The 23,790-nt window shown below is 42.8% G+C and carries 39 protein-coding genes; all 39 read left to right on the forward strand.

What is annotated here, in order from left to right; translation table 11 throughout:
- Positions 1–80: 80 nt before the first annotated feature.
- The 39 genes from ACFW35_RS19135 (at position 81) to ACFW35_RS19325 (ending at position 23,790) form a co-directional block, all read left to right on the forward strand.
- Positions 81–329, forward strand: coding sequence for a 50S ribosomal protein L7ae-like protein (locus tag ACFW35_RS19135; RefSeq protein ID WP_077365502.1), 249 nt, complete (start codon positions 81–83; stop codon positions 327–329).
- 116 nt (positions 330–445) lie between these two features.
- Positions 446–868, forward strand: a complete 423-nt coding sequence (rpsL, locus tag ACFW35_RS19140; protein WP_251324206.1) for a 30S ribosomal protein S12 — start codon at positions 446–448, stop codon at positions 866–868.
- A 45-nt stretch (positions 869–913) separates the two neighbouring features.
- Positions 914–1,384 (forward strand): 30S ribosomal protein S7, encoded by a 471-nt coding sequence (gene rpsG / locus ACFW35_RS19145; protein WP_197134190.1) that lies wholly within the window; start codon positions 914–916, stop codon positions 1,382–1,384.
- A 74-nt stretch (positions 1,385–1,458) separates the two neighbouring features.
- Entirely contained in the window at positions 1,459–3,537 is a 2,079-nt protein-coding gene (fusA, locus tag ACFW35_RS19150) for an elongation factor G (protein ID WP_379848187.1), read from the forward strand.
- A 115-nt stretch (positions 3,538–3,652) separates the two neighbouring features.
- The gene (tuf, locus tag ACFW35_RS19155) at positions 3,653–4,843 is read left to right on the forward strand and encodes an elongation factor Tu (RefSeq protein ID WP_379837258.1); all 1,191 of its coding nucleotides are present in this window, start codon (positions 3,653–3,655) and stop codon (positions 4,841–4,843) included.
- Between the two features lie 1,042 nt (positions 4,844–5,885).
- Positions 5,886–6,194, forward strand: coding sequence for a 30S ribosomal protein S10 (rpsJ, locus tag ACFW35_RS19160; RefSeq protein ID WP_053356198.1), 309 nt, complete (start codon positions 5,886–5,888; stop codon positions 6,192–6,194).
- Between the two features lie 52 nt (positions 6,195–6,246).
- Entirely contained in the window at positions 6,247–6,885 is a 639-nt protein-coding gene (gene rplC / locus ACFW35_RS19165; RefSeq protein ID WP_077365514.1) for a 50S ribosomal protein L3, read from the forward strand.
- Between the two features lie 17 nt (positions 6,886–6,902).
- Positions 6,903–7,526 carry a 50S ribosomal protein L4 gene (gene rplD / locus ACFW35_RS19170; protein ID WP_379837256.1) on the forward strand — a complete coding sequence of 208 codons (624 nt, stop codon included), beginning with the start codon at positions 6,903–6,905 and terminating at the stop codon, positions 7,524–7,526.
- Positions 7,526–7,813, forward strand: coding sequence for a 50S ribosomal protein L23 (gene rplW, locus ACFW35_RS19175; protein WP_066237959.1), 288 nt, complete (start codon positions 7,526–7,528; stop codon positions 7,811–7,813). Before rplD ends, rplW begins: the two co-directional genes overlap by 1 nt.
- Before the next feature lie 28 nt (positions 7,814–7,841).
- Positions 7,842–8,672: a 50S ribosomal protein L2 gene (rplB, locus tag ACFW35_RS19180; protein ID WP_379837254.1), complete on the forward strand. Its 831-nt coding sequence runs from the start codon at positions 7,842–7,844 to the stop codon at positions 8,670–8,672.
- Between the two features lie 57 nt (positions 8,673–8,729).
- A complete protein-coding gene (gene rpsS / locus ACFW35_RS19185) occupies positions 8,730–9,008 on the forward strand; it encodes a 30S ribosomal protein S19 (RefSeq protein ID WP_066285535.1) in 279 nt (92 codons plus the stop codon).
- Between the two features lie 19 nt (positions 9,009–9,027).
- Complete coding sequence (gene rplV / locus ACFW35_RS19190) at positions 9,028–9,369, forward strand: 50S ribosomal protein L22 (RefSeq protein WP_066237948.1); 342 nt, start codon at positions 9,028–9,030, stop codon at positions 9,367–9,369.
- A gap of 3 nt (positions 9,370–9,372) precedes the next feature.
- The gene (rpsC, locus tag ACFW35_RS19195; protein WP_379837252.1) at positions 9,373–10,032 is read left to right on the forward strand and encodes a 30S ribosomal protein S3; all 660 of its coding nucleotides are present in this window, start codon (positions 9,373–9,375) and stop codon (positions 10,030–10,032) included.
- Between the two features lie 2 nt (positions 10,033–10,034).
- Positions 10,035–10,469, forward strand: a complete 435-nt coding sequence (gene rplP / locus ACFW35_RS19200; protein ID WP_066237943.1) for a 50S ribosomal protein L16 — start codon at positions 10,035–10,037, stop codon at positions 10,467–10,469.
- A complete protein-coding gene (gene rpmC, locus ACFW35_RS19205; RefSeq protein ID WP_066237940.1) occupies positions 10,459–10,662 on the forward strand; it encodes a 50S ribosomal protein L29 in 204 nt (67 codons plus the stop codon). The genes rplP and rpmC overlap by 11 nt, the downstream gene beginning before the upstream one ends.
- Positions 10,663–10,684: 22 nt before the next feature.
- Positions 10,685–10,948 (forward strand): 30S ribosomal protein S17, encoded by a 264-nt coding sequence (gene rpsQ / locus ACFW35_RS19210; protein WP_077365520.1) that lies wholly within the window; start codon positions 10,685–10,687, stop codon positions 10,946–10,948.
- Positions 10,949–10,993: 45 nt separating this feature from the next.
- Positions 10,994–11,362, forward strand: coding sequence for a 50S ribosomal protein L14 (gene rplN / locus ACFW35_RS19215; protein WP_066285543.1), 369 nt, complete (start codon positions 10,994–10,996; stop codon positions 11,360–11,362).
- A gap of 56 nt (positions 11,363–11,418) precedes the next feature.
- Positions 11,419–11,730, forward strand: coding sequence for a 50S ribosomal protein L24 (rplX, locus tag ACFW35_RS19220; RefSeq protein WP_066294477.1), 312 nt, complete (start codon positions 11,419–11,421; stop codon positions 11,728–11,730).
- Positions 11,731–11,756: 26 nt separating this feature from the next.
- A complete protein-coding gene (rplE, locus tag ACFW35_RS19225; RefSeq protein WP_066285545.1) occupies positions 11,757–12,296 on the forward strand; it encodes a 50S ribosomal protein L5 in 540 nt (179 codons plus the stop codon).
- A 24-nt stretch (positions 12,297–12,320) separates the two neighbouring features.
- Positions 12,321–12,506: a type Z 30S ribosomal protein S14 gene (locus ACFW35_RS19230; RefSeq protein WP_066285547.1), complete on the forward strand. Its 186-nt coding sequence runs from the start codon at positions 12,321–12,323 to the stop codon at positions 12,504–12,506.
- Positions 12,507–12,538: 32 nt separating this feature from the next.
- Positions 12,539–12,937, forward strand: a complete 399-nt coding sequence (gene rpsH, locus ACFW35_RS19235) for a 30S ribosomal protein S8 (RefSeq protein ID WP_066285549.1) — start codon at positions 12,539–12,541, stop codon at positions 12,935–12,937.
- 24 nt (positions 12,938–12,961) lie between these two features.
- Entirely contained in the window at positions 12,962–13,501 is a 540-nt protein-coding gene (gene rplF / locus ACFW35_RS19240; RefSeq protein ID WP_066285552.1) for a 50S ribosomal protein L6, read from the forward strand.
- Between the two features lie 31 nt (positions 13,502–13,532).
- Positions 13,533–13,895, forward strand: coding sequence for a 50S ribosomal protein L18 (gene rplR, locus ACFW35_RS19245; protein ID WP_066285554.1), 363 nt, complete (start codon positions 13,533–13,535; stop codon positions 13,893–13,895).
- 14 nt (positions 13,896–13,909) lie between these two features.
- Complete coding sequence (gene rpsE, locus ACFW35_RS19250; protein WP_066285555.1) at positions 13,910–14,410, forward strand: 30S ribosomal protein S5; 501 nt, start codon at positions 13,910–13,912, stop codon at positions 14,408–14,410.
- Positions 14,411–14,424: 14 nt separating this feature from the next.
- Positions 14,425–14,613: a 50S ribosomal protein L30 gene (gene rpmD / locus ACFW35_RS19255; RefSeq protein WP_066285557.1), complete on the forward strand. Its 189-nt coding sequence runs from the start codon at positions 14,425–14,427 to the stop codon at positions 14,611–14,613.
- A gap of 31 nt (positions 14,614–14,644) precedes the next feature.
- Entirely contained in the window at positions 14,645–15,085 is a 441-nt protein-coding gene (rplO, locus tag ACFW35_RS19260) for a 50S ribosomal protein L15 (protein ID WP_379837248.1), read from the forward strand.
- Complete coding sequence (gene secY / locus ACFW35_RS19265; protein WP_379848190.1) at positions 15,085–16,386, forward strand: preprotein translocase subunit SecY; 1,302 nt, start codon at positions 15,085–15,087, stop codon at positions 16,384–16,386. The genes rplO and secY overlap by 1 nt, the downstream gene beginning before the upstream one ends.
- A gap of 71 nt (positions 16,387–16,457) precedes the next feature.
- Positions 16,458–17,111 (forward strand): adenylate kinase, encoded by a 654-nt coding sequence (locus ACFW35_RS19270; RefSeq protein ID WP_066285562.1) that lies wholly within the window; start codon positions 16,458–16,460, stop codon positions 17,109–17,111.
- The gene (gene map / locus ACFW35_RS19275) at positions 17,108–17,854 is read left to right on the forward strand and encodes a type I methionyl aminopeptidase (protein WP_066285564.1); all 747 of its coding nucleotides are present in this window, start codon (positions 17,108–17,110) and stop codon (positions 17,852–17,854) included. The genes ACFW35_RS19270 and map overlap by 4 nt, the downstream gene beginning before the upstream one ends.
- Positions 17,855–17,868: 14 nt before the next feature.
- Positions 17,869–18,192 carry a KOW motif-containing protein gene (locus ACFW35_RS19280; protein WP_379848191.1) on the forward strand — a complete coding sequence of 108 codons (324 nt, stop codon included), beginning with the start codon at positions 17,869–17,871 and terminating at the stop codon, positions 18,190–18,192.
- Positions 18,185–18,403 (forward strand): translation initiation factor IF-1, encoded by a 219-nt coding sequence (infA, locus tag ACFW35_RS19285; RefSeq protein WP_066237890.1) that lies wholly within the window; start codon positions 18,185–18,187, stop codon positions 18,401–18,403. Before ACFW35_RS19280 ends, infA begins: the two co-directional genes overlap by 8 nt.
- A gap of 35 nt (positions 18,404–18,438) precedes the next feature.
- Positions 18,439–18,552, forward strand: coding sequence for a 50S ribosomal protein L36 (gene rpmJ, locus ACFW35_RS19290; RefSeq protein WP_007203526.1), 114 nt, complete (start codon positions 18,439–18,441; stop codon positions 18,550–18,552).
- A 21-nt stretch (positions 18,553–18,573) separates the two neighbouring features.
- On the forward strand, positions 18,574–18,939 hold the full coding sequence (gene rpsM / locus ACFW35_RS19295) for a 30S ribosomal protein S13 (protein ID WP_066285569.1): 366 nt from the start codon (positions 18,574–18,576) through the stop codon (positions 18,937–18,939).
- A 20-nt stretch (positions 18,940–18,959) separates the two neighbouring features.
- A complete protein-coding gene (gene rpsK / locus ACFW35_RS19300) occupies positions 18,960–19,355 on the forward strand; it encodes a 30S ribosomal protein S11 (protein WP_066237883.1) in 396 nt (131 codons plus the stop codon).
- 143 nt (positions 19,356–19,498) lie between these two features.
- On the forward strand, positions 19,499–20,443 hold the full coding sequence (locus ACFW35_RS19305; protein WP_379837243.1) for a DNA-directed RNA polymerase subunit alpha: 945 nt from the start codon (positions 19,499–19,501) through the stop codon (positions 20,441–20,443).
- Positions 20,444–20,501: 58 nt separating this feature from the next.
- Positions 20,502–20,864: a 50S ribosomal protein L17 gene (gene rplQ / locus ACFW35_RS19310; RefSeq protein WP_066285577.1), complete on the forward strand. Its 363-nt coding sequence runs from the start codon at positions 20,502–20,504 to the stop codon at positions 20,862–20,864.
- A gap of 445 nt (positions 20,865–21,309) precedes the next feature.
- A complete protein-coding gene (locus ACFW35_RS19315; protein ID WP_379848193.1) occupies positions 21,310–22,140 on the forward strand; it encodes an energy-coupling factor ABC transporter ATP-binding protein in 831 nt (276 codons plus the stop codon).
- Positions 22,125–22,991, forward strand: a complete 867-nt coding sequence (locus ACFW35_RS19320; protein ID WP_379848195.1) for an energy-coupling factor ABC transporter ATP-binding protein — start codon at positions 22,125–22,127, stop codon at positions 22,989–22,991. Before ACFW35_RS19315 ends, ACFW35_RS19320 begins: the two co-directional genes overlap by 16 nt.
- Before the next feature lies 1 nt (position 22,992).
- The gene (locus ACFW35_RS19325) at positions 22,993–23,790 is read left to right on the forward strand and encodes an energy-coupling factor transporter transmembrane component T family protein (protein ID WP_379848197.1); all 798 of its coding nucleotides are present in this window, start codon (positions 22,993–22,995) and stop codon (positions 23,788–23,790) included.

Genomic DNA, 23,790 nt, shown 5'->3' on the forward strand with positions numbered 1-23,790 from the left:
TGAGATGTTGACATTGGGAGTGCATCGGTGATATTATTACGGATGTGCTCCTAAGAATTGTTACTTTGGAGGATATTTGTATGTCTTATGAAAAAGTGACACAGGCTTCTGAAATTATCGTAGGTACTAAGCAAACAATCAAGGCTTTACAAAACGGCGAAGTCAAAGAACTGGTCGTTGCGGAAGATGCTGATTTTCGGGTAACAAGCAAAGTATTGCAGATTGCCGAAGAAAAGCAAGTGCCGATCGTAAAGGTTGATTCCATGAAAAAGCTTGGAAAAGCATGCGGTATAGATGTCGGGGCCGCAACTGTTGCGATAAAAGGATAAAATTACTGTTTTTGCGATGAGCAAAGATTAACGCTCCGCTCGCAAAAACTTTCTTTTGTCCCAAAATGAACCACCTGGGTCGGTGGCATTACAAAACAAGAGAGGAGGAAATTCAAATGCCTACAATTAACCAATTAGTACGCAATGGTCGTGTTTCTAAAACAAAGAAATCTGACTCTCCTGCGTTAAATAAAGGTTATAACAGCTTCAAGAAGTCCCAAACTAACGTTTCATCTCCGCAAAAGCGTGGAGTTTGTACGCGTGTTGGTACTATGACTCCTAAGAAGCCGAACTCGGCGCTTCGTAAATATGCCCGTGTTCGTCTAACAAACGGAATCGAAGTTACAGCTTACATTCCTGGTATCGGTCACAACCTTCAAGAGCACAGTGTTGTTCTTATCCGTGGAGGACGTGTAAAAGATTTACCAGGGGTACGTTACCACATCGTTCGTGGTGCACTTGATACGGCTGGTGTTACTAACCGTATGCAAGGTCGTTCTAAGTACGGAACGAAGCGTCCAAAGGAAGCTAAGAAATAATATTTTTAACAAAAATAAAACAACTATAAGAAAGGAGGGGACCACATGCCACGTAAAGGACCTGTTGCTCGTCGTGATGTGTTACCTGATCCAATTTACAAGTCCAAGCTTGTAACTCGTCTAATCAATAAAATTATGATTGACGGTAAGAGAGGGGTAGCTCAAACAATCTTGTATAATGCGTTTGAACTTATTAAAGAACGTACAAACCAAGATCCTATGGAAGTGTTTGAACAAGCTCTTAAAAATATCATGCCTGTTCTTGAAGTTCGTGCTCGTCGTGTTGGTGGTGCTAACTACCAAGTACCGGTTGAAGTTCGCCCAGAGCGTCGTACAACTTTAGGACTTCGTTATTTAACGAACTACTCTCGTCTACGCGGAGAAAAGACAATGGAAGAACGTCTTGCTTACGAGATTATGGATGCTGCTAACAATACTGGTGCTTCAGTTAAGAAGCGCGAAGATATGCACAAAATGGCAGAAGCAAACAAAGCGTTTGCTCACTACCGCTGGTAAAATCATAGAGACAGTTTTCGGACTGTCTCTAAAACACTATAAAAATTCCTTTGCATAAGGAAGGAGAGAAATTCATGGCTAGAGAATTCTCCTTAAAAAATACTCGTAATATCGGTATCATGGCTCACATCGATGCTGGTAAAACAACGACTACTGAACGTGTACTTTATTATACTGGCCGTATCCACAAAATTGGTGAAACTCATGAAGGAGCTTCACAAATGGACTGGATGGAGCAGGAACAAGAGCGTGGAATCACGATTACTTCCGCTGCTACAACTGCTCAATGGAAAGGTCACCGTGTCAACATCATTGATACACCAGGTCACGTAGACTTTACAGTTGAAGTAGAACGTTCATTACGTGTATTAGACGGAGCGGTTGCTTTACTTGATGCTCAATCAGGTGTAGAACCACAAACAGAAACTGTATGGCGTCAGGCTACTACTTACGGAGTACCTCGTGTAGTATTCGTAAACAAAATGGACAAGATTGGTGCGGATTTCTTATACTCCGTAAAAACCATTCATGACCGCCTTGGTGCTAACGCTCATCCGATCCAATTACCGATCGGTGCGGAAGACCAATTCGAAGCAATCATCGACTTAGTTGAAATGAACGCTGTATTCTACGGAAACGATCTTGGTACTGATATCGAAGTTCGTGAAATTCCTGAAGAGCACATGCCTTTAGCTGAAGAATACCGCAACAAATTAGTTGAAGCGGTAGCTGAGCTAGATGAAGAAATGATGATGAAGTACTTAGAAGGCGAAGAGATTACGAAAGAAGAACTTAAAGCAGGTATCCGTCAAGGTACTTGTGACGTTGAGTTCTACCCAGTAATGTGTGGATCAGCATTTAAGAACAAAGGTGTTCAGCTTATGCTTGACGCTGTTCTTGATTATCTTCCATCGCCGGTTGATGTACCAGCTATTAAAGGTGTTCTTCCAGATTCAGAAGAAGAAGTAACTCGCGAATCAAGTGACGAAGCTCCGTTCTCAGCACTTGCATTTAAAGTTATGACTGATCCTTATGTTGGTAAGTTAACATTCTTCCGAGTGTACTCTGGTACATTAAACTCTGGATCATACGTACAGAACTCTACTAAAGGAAAGCGCGAGCGTGTTGGACGTATACTTCAAATGCACGCAAACTCCCGTGAAGAGATCTCTGTCGTGTACGCTGGAGATATCGCAGCTGCTGTAGGTCTTAAAGATACTACAACTGGTGATACACTTTGTGATGAAAAGAACCTTGTTATCTTAGAATCCATGGTATTCCCAGAGCCGGTAATCTCACTATCTATCGAGCCGAAGTCTAAAGCAGACCAAGACAAGATGGGTATGGCGCTTGCTAAGCTTGCTGAAGAAGATCCAACATTCCGTACTGAAACAAACGAAGAAACTGGACAAACGATCATCGCAGGTATGGGTGAACTTCACCTTGATATCCTAGTTGACCGTATGCGCCGCGAATTCAAGGTTGAAGCTAACGTGGGTGCTCCTCAGGTTGCTTACCGTGAAACAATTCGCCAAGCTGCTAAAGTTGAAGGTAAATTCGTTCGTCAGTCTGGTGGTCGTGGACAATACGGTCACGTTTGGATTGAATTCGAGCCAGGTGAAGAAGGATCTGGATTCGTATTTGAAAACAAAATCGTTGGTGGGGCAGTTCCTCGTGAATACATCCCTGCAGTACAAAATGGTATCGAAGAATCAATGAAAAACGGTATGCTTGCTGGTTTCCCATTACTTGACCTTAAAGCTCGTATCGTTGATGGATCTTACCATGATGTTGACTCCAACGAAATGGCGTTTAAGATTGCCGGTTCAATGGCACTTAAGAACGCAAAAGCAAAATGTGATCCTGCTATTCTTGAGCCGATCATGAAAGTTGAAGTAACGGTTCCTGAAGAGTATATGGGAGACATCATGGGTGACGTAACTTCCCGTCGTGGACGTGTTGAAGGTATGGAAGCTCGTGGTAATGCACAAATCGTTAAAGCGATGGTTCCACTTGCTGAAATGTTCGGTTATGCAACTAGCTTGCGTTCTCGTACACAAGGCCGTGGTACTTACTCAATGCACTTCGATCACTACGAAGAAGTACCTAAGTCAATTTCTGAAGAAATCATCAAAAAAGCAACTGGAGCTTAATCTCCCCGGTTGTAAGAATCAACATTTTCATGTAATCTAAAATGGGCAGCATAACCTGTCTGTTTTAAATAAAAAAACTACTATATGTAACCATATTTAAGGAGGAATCTTTCTCATGGGTAAAGAGAAATTTGATCGTTCCAAAACGCATGCTAATATTGGTACTATTGGTCACGTTGACCATGGTAAAACAACTTTAACAGCTGCTATCTCTACTGTTCTTGCTAAGAAAAACGGTAAAGGTGTAGCAATGGCTTATGACCAAATCGACGGTGCTCCAGAAGAGCGCGAGCGCGGAATCACAATCTCAACTGCACACGTTGAGTATGAAACTGATTCTCGTCACTATGCACACGTTGACTGCCCAGGACATGCTGACTATGTTAAGAACATGATCACTGGTGCAGCACAAATGGATGGTGGGATCCTAGTAGTATCTGCTGCTGACGGCCCAATGCCACAAACTCGTGAGCACATCCTTCTTTCTCGTCAAGTAGGTGTACCTTACCTTGTTGTATTCATGAACAAGTGTGACATGGTTGACGACGAAGAACTTCTTGAGCTAGTTGAAATGGAAGTACGTGACCTTCTTTCTGATTACGACTTCCCTGGAGATGACATCCCTGTAATTAAAGGCTCAGCTCTTAAAGCTCTTGAAGGAGACGCTGAGTGGGAAGCTAAAATTCTAGAACTAATGGACGCGGTGGATTCTTATATCCCAACTCCTCCACGTGACGTTGATAAGCCATTCATGATGCCAGTTGAGGATGTATTCTCAATCACTGGTCGTGGTACAGTTGCTACTGGACGTGTTGAGCGTGGACAAGTTAAAATTGGTGACGTAGTTGAGATCCTTGGTCTTACTGAAGAGCCAAAATCAACTACTGTAACTGGTGTTGAAATGTTCCGTAAGCTTCTTGACTATGCTGAAGCTGGTGACAACATTGGTGCACTTCTTCGTGGGGTTTCTCGTGAAGATGTTGAGCGTGGACAAGTTCTTGCTAAGCCAGGTACTGTTAAAGCTCACACTAAGTTCAAATCAGAAGTTTATGTTCTTTCAAAAGAAGAGGGTGGACGTCACACTCCATTCTTCTCTAACTACCGTCCTCAGTTCTACTTCCGTACAACTGACGTAACTGGTATCATCCAACTTCCTGAAGGCGTAGAAATGGTAATGCCTGGAGATAACGTTGAGATGACTGTAGAACTAATCGCTCCAATCGCTATCGAAGAAGGAACTAAGTTCTCTATTCGTGAAGGTGGACGTACAGTTGGTGCAGGCGTAGTTGCAACAATCACTGAGTAATCTTATTACTCTTTAATAAAGCACTCTCCATTTGGAGGGTGCTTTTTTGTATGTTTTGACTTGTCTTTTCTTTGTTGCTCTTGGGAGTGGTTGACTTCTGTTCCAGGATGCTCGCTTTCCGCGGGGCGGGCGGTGAGCCTCCTTGCGCTTTGCGCCATTAGGAGTCTCACCTGTCCTCTTCAGGGGTGTATTCTTGCTCCTGCGTCTACAAGTAAATGCTACCGATGTGAGCTTCCTCGTCGCATGCCTAGCGAGAAGCTTCTCATGTGGTAGGCACGCACCTTGCACTCCAGTCAACTTGTCTAAGGAGAGAAATGGACAAAGTAACGCTAAAACAACTATCTATTATAAGAGAGCATTCAATATGAAGAAAAAGGATCGAATAAGATCGGTAAAAACAATTTGGTACCAATTATTAAAGAAAACATGTTTATTGATAGATAAAAGAAGGAAAAAATATTTTTCTCCTGGTTCGCTATGTTTAAGGGTATAGAAACATAACGTAAGCAGTTTTTACTTCTTGATTTCATTGATATCAACAATAATTCCACGGTTATCAGTAATAATCCCACGAAAAGCAATATAATCCCACGAAAAATCTCAGTAATCCCACGTAAAACTTGAAAAAACCACGAGTCGACAAATCGCTACTTTCAAAGCCGAAGGAGATAAACCTATATTTAAATCTGGTTCACCAACCCACCAACCCTGCGTATCCAAATAGACCAGCTCATTATTCTCCACAGCAAAACCTCTTATATATAGAAGAAACACATTCAAACGTGTAAAAGAAGAAAAAGGAAGTTGAAATCCTGGCATAAAGTCTCTATAATAGAAAAAGTGCGATTAACAATAAATAAATGCAAATAAAACTTGCATTAGGCATTGATTTTCTCTATAATGAGTAATGTTGGTCATTCACTGCGATGATTCGGAAGGTTGCTGACACACCAGGCCCCTTTGCCATGGCTGGTGACATCAGGTTGAATTTCCGTGGAGCAATGTCTGTTTATCAAAATAGGCGAATAAAGGAGGGAAAATAATGGCAAAGCAAAAGATTCGTATCCGTTTAAAGGCGTATGATCACAGAATTCTTGATCAATCAGCTGAAAAAATCGTTGAAACTGCTAAGCGTTCAGGAGCAAAGGTATCAGGTCCAATCCCGCTACCTACTGAGAAAGCGATCTATACGATCCTTCGTGCAGTTCATAAGTACAAGGACTCTCGTGAGCAGTTCGAAATGCGTACTCATAAGCGCTTGATCGACATTATCGAGCCAACACCACAAACTGTTGATTCATTAATGCGTTTGGATCTGCCGTCTGGTGTAGACATCGAAATTAAACTATAATTTCACGTTTGCTTTATATAATTATTTTACTTACAAATAGGAGGTGTGACGAATGACCAAAGGAATCTTAGGTAAAAAAATTGGTATGACTCAAGTTTTCGCTGAAAACGGAGATCTTATCCCAGTTACTGTAGTAGAAGTAACTCCTAACGTTGTTCTTCAAAAGAAATCCGTAGAGAACGATGGCTACGAAGCTATCCAGCTTGGATTTGACGATAGAAAAGAATCTCGTACTATTAAGCCGCAAGCAGGTCATGCTGCTAAAGCTAGCACGAGCCCTAAGCGCTACGTTAAGGAATTCCGCAATGTTGATGCTGCGGGATACGAAGTTGGTCAGGAAGTCAAGGTTGATATTTTTGCAGAAGGTGACGCTGTAGACGTTACTGGTACATCTAAAGGAAAAGGATTCCAAGGTGTTATCAAACGTCACGGGCAATCACGCGGGCCAATGAGCCACGGTTCCCGTTACCACCGTCGTCCTGGTTCAATGGGTGCAGTTGACCCTAACCGTGTTTTCAAAGGGAAAGCATTGCCTGGACGTACTGGCGGAGATACAGTAACTGTACAAAACTTAGAAGTTGTAAGAGTTGATACAGAACGTAATCTTCTATTAATTAAAGGTAACGTGCCTGGAGCGAAAAAGAGCTACGTTACAATTAACTCTGCTGTTAAAGCAAAGGATGCTAAATAAGGAAGGAGGACAATCTGATGCCAAAAGTAGCATTATTTAAACAAGATGGTACTCAAGCTGGCGATATCGAATTAAACGAATCCGTTTTCGGTATTGAACCAAATAAAAGCGTGCTTTTCGACGCTGTTATTATGCAGCAAGCATCACAGCGCCAAGGAACACATGATGTAAAGAACCGTTCCGAAGTTGCTGGTGGTGGACGCAAGCCATGGAAACAGAAAGGTACTGGACGTGCTCGTCAAGGATCTATCCGTTCTCCGCAATGGGTTGGCGGTGGAGTGGTTTTCGGACCAACACCAAGAAGCTATTCTTACAAATTACCTAAGAAGGTTCGTCGCTTAGCTATTAAATCAGCGCTATCTTCTAAGGTTCTAGATAATGACTTGATCGTTTTAGAAGGACTTGCATTCGATGCTCCTAAAACAAAGGAAATGAAGCAAGTGCTTGCAAATCTATCCGCAGATCGTAAAGCTTTAGTTGTAACGGCTGATTACAATGACGCTGTTGCATTATCTGCACGTAACATCCCTGGCGTAACAGTTGTTACGGCTAACGGCGTTAGTGTTCTTGACGTGTTAAACCACGACAAGCTTCTTATGACTAAAGACGCTGTGGAAAAAGTAGGGGAGGTGCTCGCATAATGGAAGCTCGTGATGTGATTAAGCGCCCCGTTATTACAGAGCGTTCTACTGAAATAATGGCTGACAAAAAATACACGTTCGAAGTAAATCCTCGTGCTACTAAGACTCAAATCAAAGGCGCACTAGAAGAAATCTTTGGCGTAAAAGTACAAACAGTAAACACTGCTAACTACAAAGGTAAGTTCAAGCGTGTAGGCCGTCATACTGGTTATACATCAAAACGTAAAAAAGCAGTAGTTACACTAACTCCAGAAAGCAAAGAACTCGACTTTTTTGAAGGAGTTTAAAAAGAACTCGTAAAGGAGGGAAAATACAATGGGTATCAAAAAGTTTAAACCGACAACTAACGGTCGTCGTAACATGTCTCAGCTTGACTTTGCTGAAATCACGACTGACCAGCCAGAAAAATCCTTGCTTGCTCCTCTTAGCAAAAAAGCTGGGCGTAACAACCAAGGTAAACTAACTGTTCGTCACCAAGGTGGAGGACACAAGCGTAAGTATCGTATCATCGATTTCAAACGTAACAAAGATGGAATACCAGGTCGCGTTGCTACAATCGAGTACGATCCAAACCGTACAGCAAACATCGCTCTAATCCATTACGCAGATGGTGAGAAGCGTTATATCCTAGCTCCTAAAGGAATTAAGGTTGGACAAGAAATCATGTCTGGTACTGAAGCTGACATCAAAGTAGGTAATGCTTTACCGTTAGCTAACATTCCTGTAGGTTCTACAATTCACAACATCGAACTTAAGCCTGGTAAAGGTGGACAATTAGCTCGTTCAGCTGGTGCTGAAGCTCAACTTCTTGGTAAAGAAGAAAGATATGCGCTAGTTCGTCTTGGTTCTGGTGAAGTTCGTATGATCCTTCTTACTTGCCGTGCAACAATCGGTCAAGTTGGTAACTTAGAACATGAACTTGTAAACGTTGGTAAAGCAGGTCGTTCTCGCTGGAAGGGTATCCGCCCAACAGTTCGTGGTTCTGTAATGAACCCTAACGATCACCCGCACGGTGGTGGTGAAGGACGCGCTCCAATCGGACGTAAATCACCAATGTCTCCATGGGGCAAACCAACTCTTGGATATAAAACTCGTAAGAAAAACAGCCAAACTGACAAGTACATTGTACGTCGTCGCAAAAAATAATGTGATTGTCCTACGGTTCAATCGAGCCGTAGCGCAAACACAAAGGGAGGTTCTCAAATGGGTCGCAGTTTGAAAAAAGGGCCTTTTGTAGATGACCACTTGATGAAAAAGGTCGAGGCACTTAATGAATCTAACGACAAGAAAGTAGTTAAAACTTGGTCTCGTCGTTCTACGATTTTCCCTGACTTCATCGGTCACACAATCGCTGTTTATGATGGTCGTAAGCACGTGCCGGTATATGTAACAGAAGATATGGTCGGTCACAAGCTAGGTGAATTCGCACCTACTCGTACTTACAAAGGCCATGCAGCTGATGATAAGAAAACTAGACGTTAATTGAGGGGAGGTACACAAAATGGAAGCAAAAGCAATTGCTAAACAAGTGCGTATTGCTCCTCGTAAAGCTCGTATCGTTATCGACTTGATTCGAGGCAAGCAAGTAGGTGAAGCACTTGCGATTCTACGTTTGACGCCTAAAGCAGCTTCTCCTGTAATCGAAAAGGTGCTTAAGTCTGCTATTGCAAACGCAGAACACAACTATGAAATGGAACCGAACAACTTAGTGATTAAGCAAGCGTTCGTTGATGAAGGAATTACTCTTAAGAGATTCCGTCCACGTGCCATGGGTCGTGCGAGCCGTATCAACAAACGTACTAGCCACATCACAATCGTTGTTTCTGAAAAGAAGGAGGGTTAAGACGTGGGTCAAAAAGTAAATCCAACAGGTCTACGTATTGGCGTCATCCGTGACTGGGATTCTAAATGGTACGCAGAAAAGGATTACGCTAATCTTTTACATGAAGACATTAAGATCCGTTCTTATATTGAAAAGCGTCTAAAAGATGCTGCTGTATCAGGTGTCGAGATCGAACGTGCAGCTAATCGTGTAAATATCACAATCAAAACTGCTAAGCCAGGAATGGTAATCGGTAAAGGTGGATCTGAAGTAGAATCACTTCGTAAAGCTCTTAACGATATGACTGGCAAGCGAGTTCATGTTAACATCTTTGAAATCAAACAAGCAGACGTTGATGCTAAGCTAGTTGCTGAAAACATCGCTCGTCAACTTGAAAACCGTGTATCTTTCCGTCGTGCAATGAAGCAGGCGATCCAACGTGCAATGCGTATGGGTGCGAAAGGTATCAAAACTCAAGTATCAGGCCGTCTTGGCGGAGCTGATATCGCTCGTTCTGAACATTATAGTGAAGGTACTGTTCCTCTTCACACACTTCGTGCAGATATCGATTATGGTACTGCTGAAGCAGACACAACTTACGGTAAGCTTGGAATTAAAATCTGGATTTATCGTGGTGAGGTCCTTCCAACAAGAGGAACGAAAAAAGAGGAAGGAGGCAAATAATTATGTTATTGCCAAAACGTGTTAAATATCGTCGTGAACACCGCGGTAAAATGCGTGGGAACGCTAAAGGCGGTACAGAAGTTCATTTCGGAGAATTCGGTTTGCAAGCTCTAGAAGCTAGCTGGATTACTAACCGTCAGATCGAAGCTGCTCGTATTGCGATGACTCGTTATATGAAGCGTGGCGGTAAAGTATGGATCAAAATTTTCCCTTCTAAGCCTTACACTGCAAAGCCTCTAGAAGTCCGAATGGGTTCCGGTAAAGGTGCTCCTGAAGGATGGGTGGCAGTTGTTAAGCCAGGAAAAGTTATGTTTGAAATCGCTGGTGTCTCTGAAGAAGTGGCACGCGAAGCGTTGCGTCTTGCAGCACACAAACTTCCTGTAAAATGTAAGTTTGTTAAACGCGAAGAAGTGGGTGGTGACACAAATGAAGGCTAATGATATTCGTAACCTGACCACTGCAGAAGTTGAACAAAAAGCAAAAGCACTTAAAGAAGAGCTTTTTAACCTTCGTTTCCAACTAGCGACAGGTCAATTAGAAAACCCGGCCCGCATTCGTGAAGTTCGTAAAGCAATTGCCCGTGCAAAAACGGTTTTACGTGAAAGAGAGCTTGGGATTACTAACGGTTAATTCTTGAGAGGAGGTTCGCACAATGAGTGAACGTAACCAGCGCAAGGTGTACACTGGTCGTGTTGTTTCTGACAAGATGGACAAAACGATTACAGTACTTGTTGAAACATACAAGACACACTCTTTATATAACAAGCGCGTTAAATACTCTAAAAAGTTAAAAGCGCATGATGAAAACAACACTGCTAAGATCGGTGATATCGTTAAGGTTATGGAAACGCGTCCGCTTTCCAAAGACAAGCGATTCCGTTTGGTAGAAGTTGTTCAAGAAGCAGTAATTATTTAATAAATTGTTCGGATTATACTCATATCCGAAAGGAGGTCCATTCGCATGATTCAACAAGAATCCCGTTTAAGAGTAGCTGATAACTCTGGTGCGAAAGAGCTACTTTGCATTAAAGTTCTTGGTGGTTCTGGTCGTAAGTACGCTAACATTGGTGATATTATCGTTTGTTCGGTTAAGTCCGCAACACCAGGTGGCGTTGTTAAGAAAGGTGACGTTGTTAAAGCGGTAGTGGTACGTTCTAAGCGTGGTATGCGCCGTAACGACGGATCTTACATCCGCTTTGATGAAAACGCGGCTGTAATCGTAAAGGATGACAAAGGTCCTCGAGGAACTCGTATCTTCGGACCTGTAGCACGTGAACTTCGTGACAAGCAATTTATGAAAATCGTATCTCTTGCTCCAGAAGTTCTTTAATATATTTACTAGCAAGGCTCTTATTGTCTTGTAAGGAGGTGCAGCTCACAATGCCATTGCATGTGAAAAAAGGCGATAAAGTTCAAGTAATTTCAGGCAAGGATAAAGGCAAACAAGGTGTGATCCTTGAAGCTTATCCGAAGCTTAATAGAGTGCTTGTTGAAGGCGTAAACGTTGTTAAAAAACACGCAAAACCTTCTCAGGCTAATCCGCAAGGCGGAATTCTTAGCCAAGAAGCACCAATTCATGCTTCTAACGTAATGCCTCTTGACCCTAAAACTGGTGCTCCTACTCGTGTAGGCTACAATGTAGTTGATGGGAAAAAAGTTCGTGTGGCCAAAAAATCTGGTGAAACCCTAGATAAATAAGTCTCAGAGTGAAAGGAGGACACATAATGAACCGTCTACAAGAGCGATATAAATCAGAGATCTTACCATCTCTTATGGAAAAGTTTAATTACACTTCAGTAATGCAAGCGCCAAAGATTGAAAAAATCGTTATCAACATGGGTGTTGGTGAAGCAGTTACCAACTCTAAAGTGTTAGATACAGCAGTAGAGGAACTTACAGCAATCGCTGGTCAAAAGCCTGTGATTACTCGTGCTAAAAAGTCCATCGCTGGATTTAAGCTTCGTGAAGGTATGCCGATCGGATCAAAAGTTACACTTCGCGGAGAGCGCATGTATGACTTCCTTGATAAGCTGATCAGCGTTTCACTTCCACGTGTTCGTGACTTCCGCGGGGTTTCTAAGAAATCTTTCGACGGTCGCGGTAACTACACGCTAGGTGTTAAAGAACAATTGATTTTCCCTGAGATCGATTATGATAAAGTAAACAAAGTTCGCGGAATGGACATCGTTATTGTAACGACTGCGAACACTGACGAAGAAGCTCGTGAGCTTCTAACACAAGTCGGAATGCCATTCCAAAAATAACCTTTAGCCAAAGGAGGTTTACCCGTGGCAAAGAAGTCAATGATTGCTAAGCAACAACGCAAGCAAAAGTTCCAAGTGCAAGAGTACACGCGCTGTGAACGTTGCGGGCGTCCTCATTCAGTAATCCGCAAGTTCAAATTATGTCGTATTTGTTTCAGAGAACTTGCTCACAAAGGTCAAATTCCTGGCGTTAGAAAAGCCAGCTGGTAATACCCTGAAAAAAGGGAAGGAGGTAACTAGTAATGGTTATGACAGATCCAATTGCAGATATGCTTACTCGTATCCGCAACGCAAACACTGTTCGTCACGATAAGTTGGAGCTTCCTGCTTCTAATATGAAAAAAGAAATAGCTGAAATCCTTAAGCGTGAAGGTTTTGTACGCGATGTGGAATATGTAGAGGACAGCAAACAAGGAATGATTCGCATCTTCCTTAAGTACGGTTCTAACAATGAGCGTGTAATCTCAGGTCTTAAGCGTATCTCAAAGCCTGGTTTACGTGTTTATGCAAAATCAAGTGAACTTCCACGTGTTCTTGGAGGACTTGGAATTGCGATCGTATCTACTTCAAAAGGCATTATGACTGATAAAGAAGCTCGCCAATCACAAATGGGCGGCGAAGTACTAGCGTACGTTTGGTAATAAAAAGCGAATGGAGGTGTCATCATGTCTCGCGTAGGTAACAAACCGATAGAAGTTCCAGGCGGCGTTACGATCACTGTTGCATCTGACAACACTGTATCTGTAAAAGGCCCTAAAGGTGAACTTTCTCGCAAATTTAATGCTGACATTAAAATTAATCAACAAGATAACTTAATTACAGTGGAACGCCCGAGCGACCACAAAGAGCACCGTGCATTGCATGGTACTACTCGCAGCGTATTGAACAACATGGTAATCGGCGTAACAAACGGCTATGAAAGAGCTCTTGAAATTATCGGGGTTGGATATCGTGCTTCCAAAGCTGGTAACAAGCTTGTACTTAACGTTGGTTACTCTCACCCAGTTGAAATCGTACCTGAACAAGGAATCGACATCGAAGTACCTTCAAACACAAAGGTAATCGTTAAGGGTATTGACAAGCAACGTGTTGGTGAAGTTGCTGCAAACATCCGTTCAGTTCGTTCACCTGAGCCTTACAAAGGTAAAGGTATTCGTTACGAAGGTGAATTCGTACGCCGTAAAGAAGGTAAAACAGGTAAATAAAGCCGTTAGGTAGCGGAAAGGAGTGCAAAGGATGATCACGAAAGCAGATAAGAATGTCGCTCGTAAGAAAAGACATGCTCGTGTTCGCCGCGTTGTAAGCGGAACAGCACAACGTCCTCGTTTGAACGTATTCCGTTCTACAAAGCACATCTATGCTCAATTGATCGATGATCAAGCAGGTGTAACAATTGTATCTGCATCTTCCCTTGATAAAGGTGTAAGTGTAGAAAACGGTGGAAACGTAGATGCTGCTAAGGCGATTGGTGAAGAAATCGCAAAGCGCGCAGTCGAAAAAGGAATCAAATCGGTTGTATTTGACCGAGGCGGATATTTATATCACGGACGTATTAAAGCATTAGCAGACGCAGCTCGTGAAGCTGGGTTAGAATTTTAATCGAAGGAGGGAACCTGATGCGTATCGACCCTAACAAACTTGAACTTGAAGAACGCGTCGTTACGGTTAACCGTGTAGCTAAGGTAGTAAAAGGTGGACGTCGTTTCCGCTTTGCTGCAGTGGTTGTCGTAGGTGACAAAAATGGTCACGTTGGATTCGGTACTGGTAAAGCCCAAGAGGTACCAGAAGCGATCCGTAAGGCGATTGAAGATGCTAAGAAAAACTTAGTAACTGTACCGATTGTAAAAACAACAATTCCTCACCAAGTAGTTGGACGTTTTGGAGCAGGTAACGTATTCTTAAAACCTGCATCTGAAGGTACTGGGGTAATTGCTGGTGGACCTGTACGTGCGGTATTGGAGCTTGCTGGTGTAGGTGATATCCTTTCTAAGTCACTTGGATCTAACAACCCAATCAACATGGTTCGTGCAACAATTGAAGGATTGAAAAATTTAAAGCGTGCTGAAGACGTTGCGAAGCTTCGTGGCAAATCAGTACAAGAGCTTTTAGGTTAAGGAGGGAACTTTAGATGGCTAAGAAATTAGAAATCACCCTCACTCGCAGTGTTATCGGCCGTCCGGAAAACCAGCGTGTTGTTGTTAAGACACTAGGTTTGCGCAAAATGCACCAGACAGTTGTGCACGAAGATAACGCGGCTATCCGCGGTATGGTTAACAAGGTATCTCACCTTTTAACAGTGAAAGAATTAGAAGCTTAATAAGATAAATAAATCATGAGGAGGTGCTCAGATGAAACTTCATGAGTTGAAGCCATCAGAAGGATCCCGTAAAGTTCGCAACCGTGTTGGTCGCGGTATCGGATCAGGAAATGGTAAAACAAGTGGTCGAGGACATAAAGGTCAAAACTCACGTTCAGGCGGTGGAGTAAGACCAGGATTCGAAGGTGGACAAAATCCACTGGCACGTCGTTTACCGAAGCGCGGATTCACAAACCCTACTCGTAAAGAGTATGCAGTTGTAAATCTTGAGAAGCTTGTACGTTTTGAAGAGGGCACAGAGGTAACTCCTGAACTTCTTCTTGAAACAGGAGTAGTAAGCAATCTTAAAAACGGTATTAAAGTATTAGGTAATGGCAAGTTGGAAGTTAAGCTTACAGTTAAGGCGCACAAATTCTCTGTTTCTGCTAAAGAAGCAATTGAAGCAGCGGGCGGAACTACTGAGGTGATCTAATGTTCCAGACAATCTCCAACATTATGCGTGTGGGTGATCTGAGAAACAAAATATTGTTTACACTAGCAATGCTCGTAGTGTTCCGCTTAGGGACATTCATTCCAGTACCTGGTGTAAATCGCGATGTACTGAAATTCAGTACAGGCGACAGTGCTAACATTTTTGGTTTTTTAAATACGTTTGGCGGTGGAGCGTTACAAAACTTCTCCATTTTCGCTATGGGTATCATGCCGTACATTACAGCATCGATCATTGTGCAGCTTCTGCAGATGGACGTTGTGCCTAAGTTTACGGAATGGAGTAAGCAAGGTGAAGTCGGGCGAAAGAAATTAGCTCAGTTCACACGCTATGGAACGATCGTTCTTGGTTTTATCCAGGCAATCGGTATGTCTATCGGTTTTAACAATCTTTTTCCAGGACTTATTCAAAACCCTAGCCCGACTACGTATCTATTTATCGCGTTAGTTTTAACTGCAGGTACTGCATTCTTAATGTGGTTAGGTGAGCAGATTACCCTTAAGGGGATTGGAAACGGAATTTCAGTTCTAATTTTTGCGGGGATTGCCGCAGCTATTCCTACAGCAGTTAATCAGCTTTTCACAACTCAATTCGAAGGCGGCAACGATCAGATGTTTATGCACATCGTTACGGTCGTACTCCTTGCACTTGCGATTGTACTCATCATTATGGGTGTTATCTTTATTCAACAAGGTGTTCGGAAAATCCCGATTCAGTATGCAAAACGGGTCGTTGGAACAAAGCCAGTTGGCGGCCAGTCTACTCATCTTCCGATAAAAGTTAACGCAGCAGGTGTTATCCCGGTTATCTTTGCGATTTCCTTGATTATCACACCAAGAACTGTTGCAGGCTTCTTTGGACAGAATGATGTTACGGCTTGGATTATCAACACGTTTGACTACACGAAGCCAGTCGGAATGATTATATATGCGCTCCTAATTATCGGATTCTCGTATTTCTATACGTTCATCCAGGTAAATCCGGAGCAAATGGCGGAAAACTTAAAAAAGCAGGGTGGATACATTCCTGGCATTCGTCCAGGGGCTAACACTCAAACTTATATAACAAGAATTCTGTATCGATTAACGTTTGTTGGATCTCTATTCCTGGCTGCAATTGCAGTCCTGCCAGTTGTCTTTACAGCAATTCCAGGTTTGAACCTTCCGCCAGCCATTCAAATTGGTGGAACAAGCTTGCTGATTGTTGTAGGTGTGGCACTAGACACCATGAAGCAAATTGAGAGCCAGCTGATCAAGCGGCACTACAAAGGCTTCATTAAATAAGGGCGTGGGAAGATTATTCTTCCCGGCATGCTCTGTTTAAAAAAGACGATTGTGATTTATGGAGGGATTAGATGTATCTAGTCTTAATGGGATTACCCGGAGCAGGTAAGGGTACTCAAGCAGAAAGAATTGTTGAGAAGTACGGAATTCCACATATCTCTACTGGAGATATGTTCCGAGCAGCAATTAAAGAGGAGACTCCTCTTGGACTTGAGGCAAAATCGTACATGGATGCGGGTAACCTCGTTCCTGACGAAGTTACAATCGGCATCGTACGTGACCGACTTTCTAAAAAGGACTGTGAAAAAGGATTTTTACTAGATGGATTCCCTCGGACAGTTGCCCAAGCGGAAGCCCTGGAAGAGATCACACAAGAGCTTTCCCGAAAGATTGATTATGTTCTAAACATTTCAGTTGATTCGGATAAGCTTATGCAGCGATTAACGGGTCGTCGGATTTGCCAAACATGCGGTAGCACGTATCATGTAATATTCAACCCGCCAAAGGTTGAAGGAGTATGTGATAAAGACGGCGGTACGCTTATCCAACGTCAAGATGATAATGAAGAGACCGTTCGAAACCGTTTAGATGTAAACATGAAGCAGGCTAAACCACTGCTTGATTTTTATGGTGATAAAGGTTACCTGAAAAACATTAATGGTGATCAGGATATCGACAAAGTCTTTCAAGACATTGACCAACTTATTGGGGGATTGGCGAAATGATTATCTGCAAAACACCGCGAGAGATTGAAATCATGCGGGAGGCAGGTCGCATCGTTGCCTTAACTCATCAAGAGTTAAAAAAACACATTAAGCCTGGCATAACTACTAAGGAACTGGACAAAATTGCTGATAAGTTTATCCGCAGCCAAGGTGCAATTCCTTCATTTAAAAACTATAATGGTTTTAGCGGAAGCATCTGTGCTTCTGTTAATGAAGAACTTGTACATGGGATTCCAGGTAAACGCGTACTGAACCATGGCGACATTATCTCTATAGATATTGGGGCGAAGTACAACGGATATCATGGTGATTCCGCTTGGACGTATGGAGTTGGAGAGATTTCTGAGGAAGCTCAAAAACTACTGGATGTAACCGAAGAGTCTTTATATAGAGGACTTGAAAAAGCAAAAGCCGGTGCCCGGTTAACTGATATTTCTCATGAGATACAAAAGTATGCTGAGGAAGAAGGTTTTTCTGTTGTCCGCGAATATGTCGGACACGGGATAGGCCAGGACTTGCATGAGGACCCGCAAATTCCTCATTACGGACCGCCTGGTAAAGGGCCGGTACTGAAAAAGGGCATGGTTCTAGCAATTGAACCGATGATTAATGCGGGAACTCGCTATGTTCGAACATTATCCGATAACTGGACGGTTGTCACAACGGATGGCAAATGGTGTGCTCACTTTGAACACACAGTTGTCATTACGGAGGAAGGCTTTGAAATCTTAACAAAGATCTAGGTGAAGGTGATGAGATGGTAAGCGAATCTGATTCGGTACCGAATTTAGGACAGCTGGTTCGGATACTAAAAGGAAGAGACGCAGATCGGTTGGGTGTTATAGTCGGCATTCTCGATGGACGTTTTGTTCTCGTAGCCGATGGCGACAAGCGCAAGTTCGATCGCGCCAAACGAAAAAACCTGAACCATTTAGAGCTGCTGGATTTTATTTCTCCGGAAGTTGTTAAAAGCATTCTTGAAACAGGTCGTGTAACCAATGGCAAATTGCGTTATGCAGTAGCGAAGTTTTCCAACGAGAAAGTCATTGCTCTGAAGAAGGGAGATCAAGTCGATGGCTAAAGATGATGTTATCGAGGTAGAAGGTACAGTTATTGAACCTTTGCCGAACGCCATGTTTCGTGTTGAACTAGAAAACGGACACAAAGTTCTAGCGCACGTTTCTGGAAAGATTCGCATGCACTACATTCGAATTCTTCCAGGAGATAAAGTAACCGTAGAATTGTCTCCGTATGACTTATCACGTGGTCGTATAACGTATCGTTTTAAATAATCAATGTACTCCGTGACATAAGGAGGTTATAAAAAATGAAGGTAAGACCATCAGTCAAGCCAATATGTGAAAAGTGTAAAGTGATTCGCCGCAGAGGCACTGTAATGGTGATCTGTGAAAATCCGAAACATAAACAAAAACAAGGTTAATATACAGGAGGTGCAAAAATTATGGCACGTGTTGCAGGTGTAGATATTCCTCGTGATAAGCGAGTAGTAATCTCATTAACATACATCTTCGGTATCGGTAAAACAAAAGCACAGCAAATTCTTGCTCAAGCTGGCGTTTCTGAAGATACACGAGTTCGTGATCTTACTGAAGATGAATTAAATAAAATCCGCGAAGTCATCGATGGACACAAAGTGGAGGGTGACCTTCGCCGTGAAGTTTCATTAAACATCAAGCGTCTAATCGAGATCGGAGCATATCGTGGTGTTCGTCATCGTCGTGGATTACCAGTACGTGGTCAAAACACGAAGAACAACTCCCGTACTCGTAAAGGACCTCGTCGTACTGTAGCGAATAAGAAAAAGTAAGTAAAGGAGGTAAACTCTAAATGGCAAAAGCACGTAAGACTAATACACGTAAGCGTCGTGTCAAAAAGAATGTTGAAGTCGGCGTAGCACATATCCGTTCTACATTTAACAACACGATCATTACGATTACTGACACGCACGGGAACGCTATCTCTTGGGCGACTGCTGGTCACCTAGGATTTAAAGGTTCTCGTAAGTCTACTCCGTTCGCAGCACAAATGGCAGCTGAAACAGCTGGTAAAACTGCAATGGAACATGGTATGAAGACGTTGGAAGTATCCGTTAAAGGACCTGGAGCTGGACGTGAAGCAGCAATCCGTGCCCTTCAAGCGGTAGGCTTAGAAGTAACAGCTATTCGTGATGTTACTCCTGTACCTCACAACGGTTGCCGTCCGCCAAAACGCCGTCGTGTGTAACAATATACACGGTATATAATTCCTTAACTTGTCTATAATGGTTATAGTAAAAGTTTTGGTAAAAGATAAGTCGGAATGCCTATGGGGAATTTCGGCTGGAACAATCCAGCCGAGATTCGACGTTTGAAGGAGGGTTCAGTTGAATGATCGAAATCGAAAAGCCAAGAATTGAGACGGTTGAAATCAGCGACGATGCCACATATGGAAAGTTTGTTGTTGAACCACTTGAACGTGGATACGGGACTACACTAGGCAACTCCTTGCGTCGTATATTGTTGTCCTCACTACCTGGTGCAGCAGTTACATCTATTCAGATTAATGGCGTATTGCATGAGTTCTCAACAGTTGAAGGTGTGGTTGAAGATGTTACTACAATCATCTTGAACTTAAAGAAGCTTGCAATGAAGATTTACTCTGATGAAGAAAAGACACTTGAAATCGACATCCAAGGTGAAGGCGTCGTAACAGCTGGTGACATTACTCATGACAGCGATGTAGAAATCCTTAATCCGGATCTTCATATCGCAACACTTGCAAAGGGAGCTCATTTCCAAATGAAGCTTCACGCAAGACGTGGTCGTGGTTATGTACAGGCAGAAGGCAATAAACGCGAGGACCTGCCGATCGGGGTTATTCCTGTTGATTCAATTTACACACCTGTTTCTCGTGTGAATTATCAAGTGGAAAACACTCGTGTAGGACAAGTAACAAACTATGATAAGCTGACGCTTGATGTATGGACTGATGGGAGCATTCGTCCAGAGGAAGCAGTTTCTCTTGGTGCGAAGATCATTAGCGAACATTTAAACATTTTTGTTGGCTTAACAGATCAGGCTCAGAACGCTGAGATTATGGTAGAAAAAGAAGAAGACCAAAAGGAAAAAGTTCTTGAAATGACTATTGAAGAACTTGATCTTTCTGTTCGTTCTTACAACTGCCTAAAGCGTGCTGGCATTAATACAGTACAAGAACTTGCGAATAAGTCTGAAGAAGACATGATGAAAGTACGCAACCTTGGCAAGAAGTCTCTTGAAGAAGTTCAAGAGAAGCTTGATGAGCTCGGTCTTTCATTACGCGCTGACGATTAATTCGTAATACGCGCTTTTTCAAGACGAGAGAGAAACGCGCAGAGGAGGGAATACAAGCATGGGATACCAAAAGTTAGGTCGTGTATCTGCGGTTCGTAAAGCAATGCTTCGTGATTTAGCTACTGATTTAATCATCAACGAGCGTATTGAAACTACAGAAGCACGTGCAAAAGAAGTTCGTAAATTTGCTGAAAAAATGATTACGCTTGGTAAGCGTGGAGACCTTCATGCTCGCCGTCAAGCCGCATCGTTCCTTCGTAACGAAGTAGCAGACAGTGAGTCTGGCCAAAGATCTCTTCAAAAACTTTTCAGTGATCTTGCACCTCGCTATGCTGAGCGTAACGGTGGTTACACTCGCATCGCAAAAATCGGCCCTCGCCGTGGTGATGGTGCACCAATGGTTATCATTGAATTAGTATAATAAACGTTACTTAAAGGGCGGGATCAAGTCTTCGATGACAATCTTGCCCTTTTTTATTTGTTAGAAAAACCACTGGGTTTGAGGGTATAGGTTAGTTGATATTCGTCGATTTATGTCGACTCGCGGATATATGAGCAAAACTCGCGGAATTATAGCCAAAACTCGCGGGATTAACTAAGAAATTTCTAGGATTATTCCAAATTTTTCTCGAAAAACTTTCATTTATACCCCACTCAGTATAAGACCAGTATTGACGGCTGAAAAGGGGCTCATTCTGCTAAAAAAGGCAGTAAGTGAGAAAATTGTGATGAACGGTCGCTTTTCGTTCGCTGAAAAAGACGTTTTTTTGAGAAATCAACGGTAAAAGTAACAAAGTAACAGAGTTTTTATCAAATTATGAGCAGAGTGCAGCTTAGATTAGCAGCAGCTAAGAGGAGGATGTCACATGGAAAACATCATTTCGGTTAAAGATGTGACCTTTTTTTATCCGGGAGAAGAGACAGCTACATTAATGAATGTCAGTTTAGACGTATATAAAGGCGAATGGCTGTCCATTGTCGGCCATAACGGCTCTGGGAAGTCTACTTTGGCCAAGTTGCTGAATGGTCTGCTGCTGCCGAATGAGGGTACTGTAAATATTTCTGAGTACGTAACAGCGCGTGAGGATGATATTTGGGAAATCCGCAGACAGGTAGGAATGGTTTTTCAGAATCCTGATAATCAATTTGTAGGGACAAGCGTTCAAGATGATATTGCATTTGGTCTTGAAAACTTCGGTGTACCCCGTGAAGAGATGATTAAGCGGATCAATGAAAGTGTTCAGCGGGTCGGCATGGAAGCTTTCTTAAATCAAGAACCGCATCAATTATCTGGCGGTCAAAAACAGAGAGTAGCGATTGCAGGTATTCTTGCACAAAAGCCTTCTGTCATTGTATTAGATGAAGCCACTTCAATGCTCGATCCAATCGGCAGGATTGAAGTGATGGAAACAGTTCGTGAACTCAATCAAAATGAAGGCATCACTGTAATTTCAATCACTCATGATTTAGAGGAAGCGCTAAGTGCAGACAGAGTTGTCGTCATGAAAATGGGGGAAAAAGCAGCAGAAGGGAAACCTGATTCTATCTTTCAGCAGCGTGAATTACTGAAATCTGCTGGTCTGGATTTACCGTTTTCACTAAAATTAAGCGAAGCTCTTCGCCGGCAGGGAGTCGAGCTTGATAGAGGCTATTTAACGCAGGAAGAGCTGGTGAATGCATTATGGAAATTAGCATAAAGCAACTCGAACATCGTTATATGCAAGGAACACCATTTGAAAGAAGGGCTCTTCATGATGTGAATCTGGACATCTCTGATGAAACGTTCTTCGCTCTCATCGGTCATACGGGGTCTGGAAAATCGACACTTATTCAGCATTTGAATGGCCTGTTGAAACCTTCGGCTGGTTCTATAAAAATGGGTGACATCCTTTTAGAGGCTGGCGGAAAAAAGCAAGATTTAAAGCCGCTTCGCAAGAAGGCAGGAATCGTATTTCAATATCCGGAACATCAGCTGTTTGAAGAAACAGTTGAAAAGGACATCATGTTTGGTCCCCGCAACTTTGGGATGCCGGAGGAAGAAGCGAAAAATATAGCATCAAGAGTGATCGAAATGGTAGGACTGCCGCAAACGGTTTTAAGTAAATCTCCGTTCGACCTAAGCGGCGGTCAGATGAGAAGAGTAGCAATCGCCGGTGTGCTTGCTATGAATCCAGAAGTCCTTATTCTTGATGAACCGACTGCAGGACTGGATCCATCGGGCCGTGTAGAAATCATGGATCTATTTTACGATCTTCATCAAAAAAACAAGTTAACAACTGTGCTTGTAACTCACAGCATGGAGGATGCTTCCAAATATGCGGATGAGATTGCTGTGATGCATAAGGGTGAACTTTATCTGCACGGGAAGCCAAGCGAAATTTTTAATGAGAGAAAAGCACTCCAAGAGGCAGGATTGGATGTACCTGAAACGGTTCAATTTCTTTTGAAATGGAACGAGAAGTCAGGACAGAATCTGTCACTGTCGGATTTTACGATAGAAGAACTGGCTAAAAGTCTTGGACAAGCTCTCAAGAAGAGGGGGAGCTAGCATGCTGCAAAACGTAATTATCGGTCAGTATTACCCGGCATCGTCTCCTCTCCACAGGATGGATTCACGCTCAAAGCTGATCGCTGCATTCTTTTATTTGTTCATTGTCTTTCTAGCTAACAACTGGATCACATACGGGCTGCTGATTGCTTTTACGGCTATCACCATCTCAGCCTCCAAAGTTCCGCTGCGCTTTTTATATAAAGGACTAAAGCCCATCCTTATTCTCGTTGTATTTACGATGCTACTGCACATCTTTTTAACAAAAGAAGGAGACGTGCTATATAAAGCAGGCTGGCTTGAAATATATGAAGGCGGAGTGATTCAGGGTATTTTTATCGCGATGAGACTTTTATTGCTTGTGTTAATGACCTCATTGCTCACCCTGACTACAACACCGATTGATATTACAGACGGACTTGAACATCTGCTTGGTCCGTTGAAAAAATGGAAGCTGCCTGTCCATGAGTTTGCTTTGATGATGTCGATATCACTGCGTTTTATTCCGACACTTTTACAAGAGACAGAGAAGATCATGAAAGCACAAATGGCTCGAGGTGCAGACTTCACAAGCGGTCCGATTAAAGAACGGGCAAAAGCCTTTGTTCCGCTTCTTGTTCCTTTGTTTGTATCTTCGTTTAAACGTGCAGAAGAGCTTGCACTTGCTATGGAAGCAAGAGGCTACCGCGGTGGTGAAGGTAGAACAAGATTAAGGGCCCTGGTGTGGCATAAACGGGATACATTTGCTTTAGTTCTGCTGATCTTGCTCACATTATCGCTAGCTCTATTACGCAGTTAA

Origin of the sequence: Fictibacillus sp. NPDC058756 (assembly GCF_042746035.1) — a bacterium.
In the GTDB taxonomy this organism is placed as follows: Bacteria; Bacillota; Bacilli; order Bacillales; family Fictibacillaceae; genus Fictibacillus.

Excerpts from the sequence above, each read along its gene's own strand:
- secY (WP_379848190.1), top strand. The coding sequence starts at position 15,085 with ATGTTCCAGACAATCTCCAACATTATGCGTGTGGGTGATCTGAGAAAC.
- rpsQ (WP_077365520.1), top strand. The coding sequence starts at position 10,685 with ATGAGTGAACGTAACCAGCGCAAGGTGTACACTGGTCGTGTTGTTTCT.
- rplF (WP_066285552.1), top strand. The coding sequence starts at position 12,962 with ATGTCTCGCGTAGGTAACAAACCGATAGAAGTTCCAGGCGGCGTTACG.
- fusA (WP_379848187.1), top strand. The coding sequence starts at position 1,459 with ATGGCTAGAGAATTCTCCTTAAAAAATACTCGTAATATCGGTATCATG.
- rpsK (WP_066237883.1), top strand. The coding sequence starts at position 18,960 with ATGGCAAAAGCACGTAAGACTAATACACGTAAGCGTCGTGTCAAAAAG.
- rpmJ (WP_007203526.1), top strand. The coding sequence starts at position 18,439 with ATGAAGGTAAGACCATCAGTCAAGCCAATATGTGAAAAGTGTAAAGTG.
- map (WP_066285564.1), top strand. The coding sequence starts at position 17,108 with ATGATTATCTGCAAAACACCGCGAGAGATTGAAATCATGCGGGAGGCA.
- rplD (WP_379837256.1), top strand. The coding sequence starts at position 6,903 with ATGCCAAAAGTAGCATTATTTAAACAAGATGGTACTCAAGCTGGCGAT.
- tuf (WP_379837258.1), top strand. The coding sequence starts at position 3,653 with ATGGGTAAAGAGAAATTTGATCGTTCCAAAACGCATGCTAATATTGGT.
- ACFW35_RS19280 (WP_379848191.1), top strand. The coding sequence starts at position 17,869 with ATGGTAAGCGAATCTGATTCGGTACCGAATTTAGGACAGCTGGTTCGG.
- rplV (WP_066237948.1), top strand. The coding sequence starts at position 9,028 with ATGGAAGCAAAAGCAATTGCTAAACAAGTGCGTATTGCTCCTCGTAAA.
- rplC (WP_077365514.1), top strand. The coding sequence starts at position 6,247 with ATGACCAAAGGAATCTTAGGTAAAAAAATTGGTATGACTCAAGTTTTC.
- rpsS (WP_066285535.1), top strand. The coding sequence starts at position 8,730 with ATGGGTCGCAGTTTGAAAAAAGGGCCTTTTGTAGATGACCACTTGATG.
- ACFW35_RS19135 (WP_077365502.1), top strand. The coding sequence starts at position 81 with ATGTCTTATGAAAAAGTGACACAGGCTTCTGAAATTATCGTAGGTACT.
- rpsJ (WP_053356198.1), top strand. The coding sequence starts at position 5,886 with ATGGCAAAGCAAAAGATTCGTATCCGTTTAAAGGCGTATGATCACAGA.
- rplN (WP_066285543.1), top strand. The coding sequence starts at position 10,994 with ATGATTCAACAAGAATCCCGTTTAAGAGTAGCTGATAACTCTGGTGCG.
- ACFW35_RS19270 (WP_066285562.1), top strand. The coding sequence starts at position 16,458 with ATGTATCTAGTCTTAATGGGATTACCCGGAGCAGGTAAGGGTACTCAA.
- infA (WP_066237890.1), top strand. The coding sequence starts at position 18,185 with ATGGCTAAAGATGATGTTATCGAGGTAGAAGGTACAGTTATTGAACCT.
- rplQ (WP_066285577.1), top strand. The coding sequence starts at position 20,502 with ATGGGATACCAAAAGTTAGGTCGTGTATCTGCGGTTCGTAAAGCAATG.
- rpmC (WP_066237940.1), top strand. The coding sequence starts at position 10,459 with ATGAAGGCTAATGATATTCGTAACCTGACCACTGCAGAAGTTGAACAA.
- rplR (WP_066285554.1), top strand. The coding sequence starts at position 13,533 with ATGATCACGAAAGCAGATAAGAATGTCGCTCGTAAGAAAAGACATGCT.
- rpsL (WP_251324206.1), top strand. The coding sequence starts at position 446 with ATGCCTACAATTAACCAATTAGTACGCAATGGTCGTGTTTCTAAAACA.
- rpmD (WP_066285557.1), top strand. The coding sequence starts at position 14,425 with ATGGCTAAGAAATTAGAAATCACCCTCACTCGCAGTGTTATCGGCCGT.
- rpsG (WP_197134190.1), top strand. The coding sequence starts at position 914 with ATGCCACGTAAAGGACCTGTTGCTCGTCGTGATGTGTTACCTGATCCA.
- rplP (WP_066237943.1), top strand. The coding sequence starts at position 10,035 with ATGTTATTGCCAAAACGTGTTAAATATCGTCGTGAACACCGCGGTAAA.
- ACFW35_RS19315 (WP_379848193.1), top strand. The coding sequence starts at position 21,310 with ATGGAAAACATCATTTCGGTTAAAGATGTGACCTTTTTTTATCCGGGA.
- rpsH (WP_066285549.1), top strand. The coding sequence starts at position 12,539 with ATGGTTATGACAGATCCAATTGCAGATATGCTTACTCGTATCCGCAAC.
- ACFW35_RS19305 (WP_379837243.1), top strand. The coding sequence starts at position 19,499 with ATGATCGAAATCGAAAAGCCAAGAATTGAGACGGTTGAAATCAGCGAC.
- rplB (WP_379837254.1), top strand. The coding sequence starts at position 7,842 with ATGGGTATCAAAAAGTTTAAACCGACAACTAACGGTCGTCGTAACATG.
- rplO (WP_379837248.1), top strand. The coding sequence starts at position 14,645 with ATGAAACTTCATGAGTTGAAGCCATCAGAAGGATCCCGTAAAGTTCGC.
- rpsM (WP_066285569.1), top strand. The coding sequence starts at position 18,574 with ATGGCACGTGTTGCAGGTGTAGATATTCCTCGTGATAAGCGAGTAGTA.
- ACFW35_RS19325 (WP_379848197.1), top strand. The coding sequence starts at position 22,993 with ATGCTGCAAAACGTAATTATCGGTCAGTATTACCCGGCATCGTCTCCT.
- rplE (WP_066285545.1), top strand. The coding sequence starts at position 11,757 with ATGAACCGTCTACAAGAGCGATATAAATCAGAGATCTTACCATCTCTT.
- rplW (WP_066237959.1), top strand. The coding sequence starts at position 7,526 with ATGGAAGCTCGTGATGTGATTAAGCGCCCCGTTATTACAGAGCGTTCT.
- ACFW35_RS19320 (WP_379848195.1), top strand. The coding sequence starts at position 22,125 with ATGGAAATTAGCATAAAGCAACTCGAACATCGTTATATGCAAGGAACA.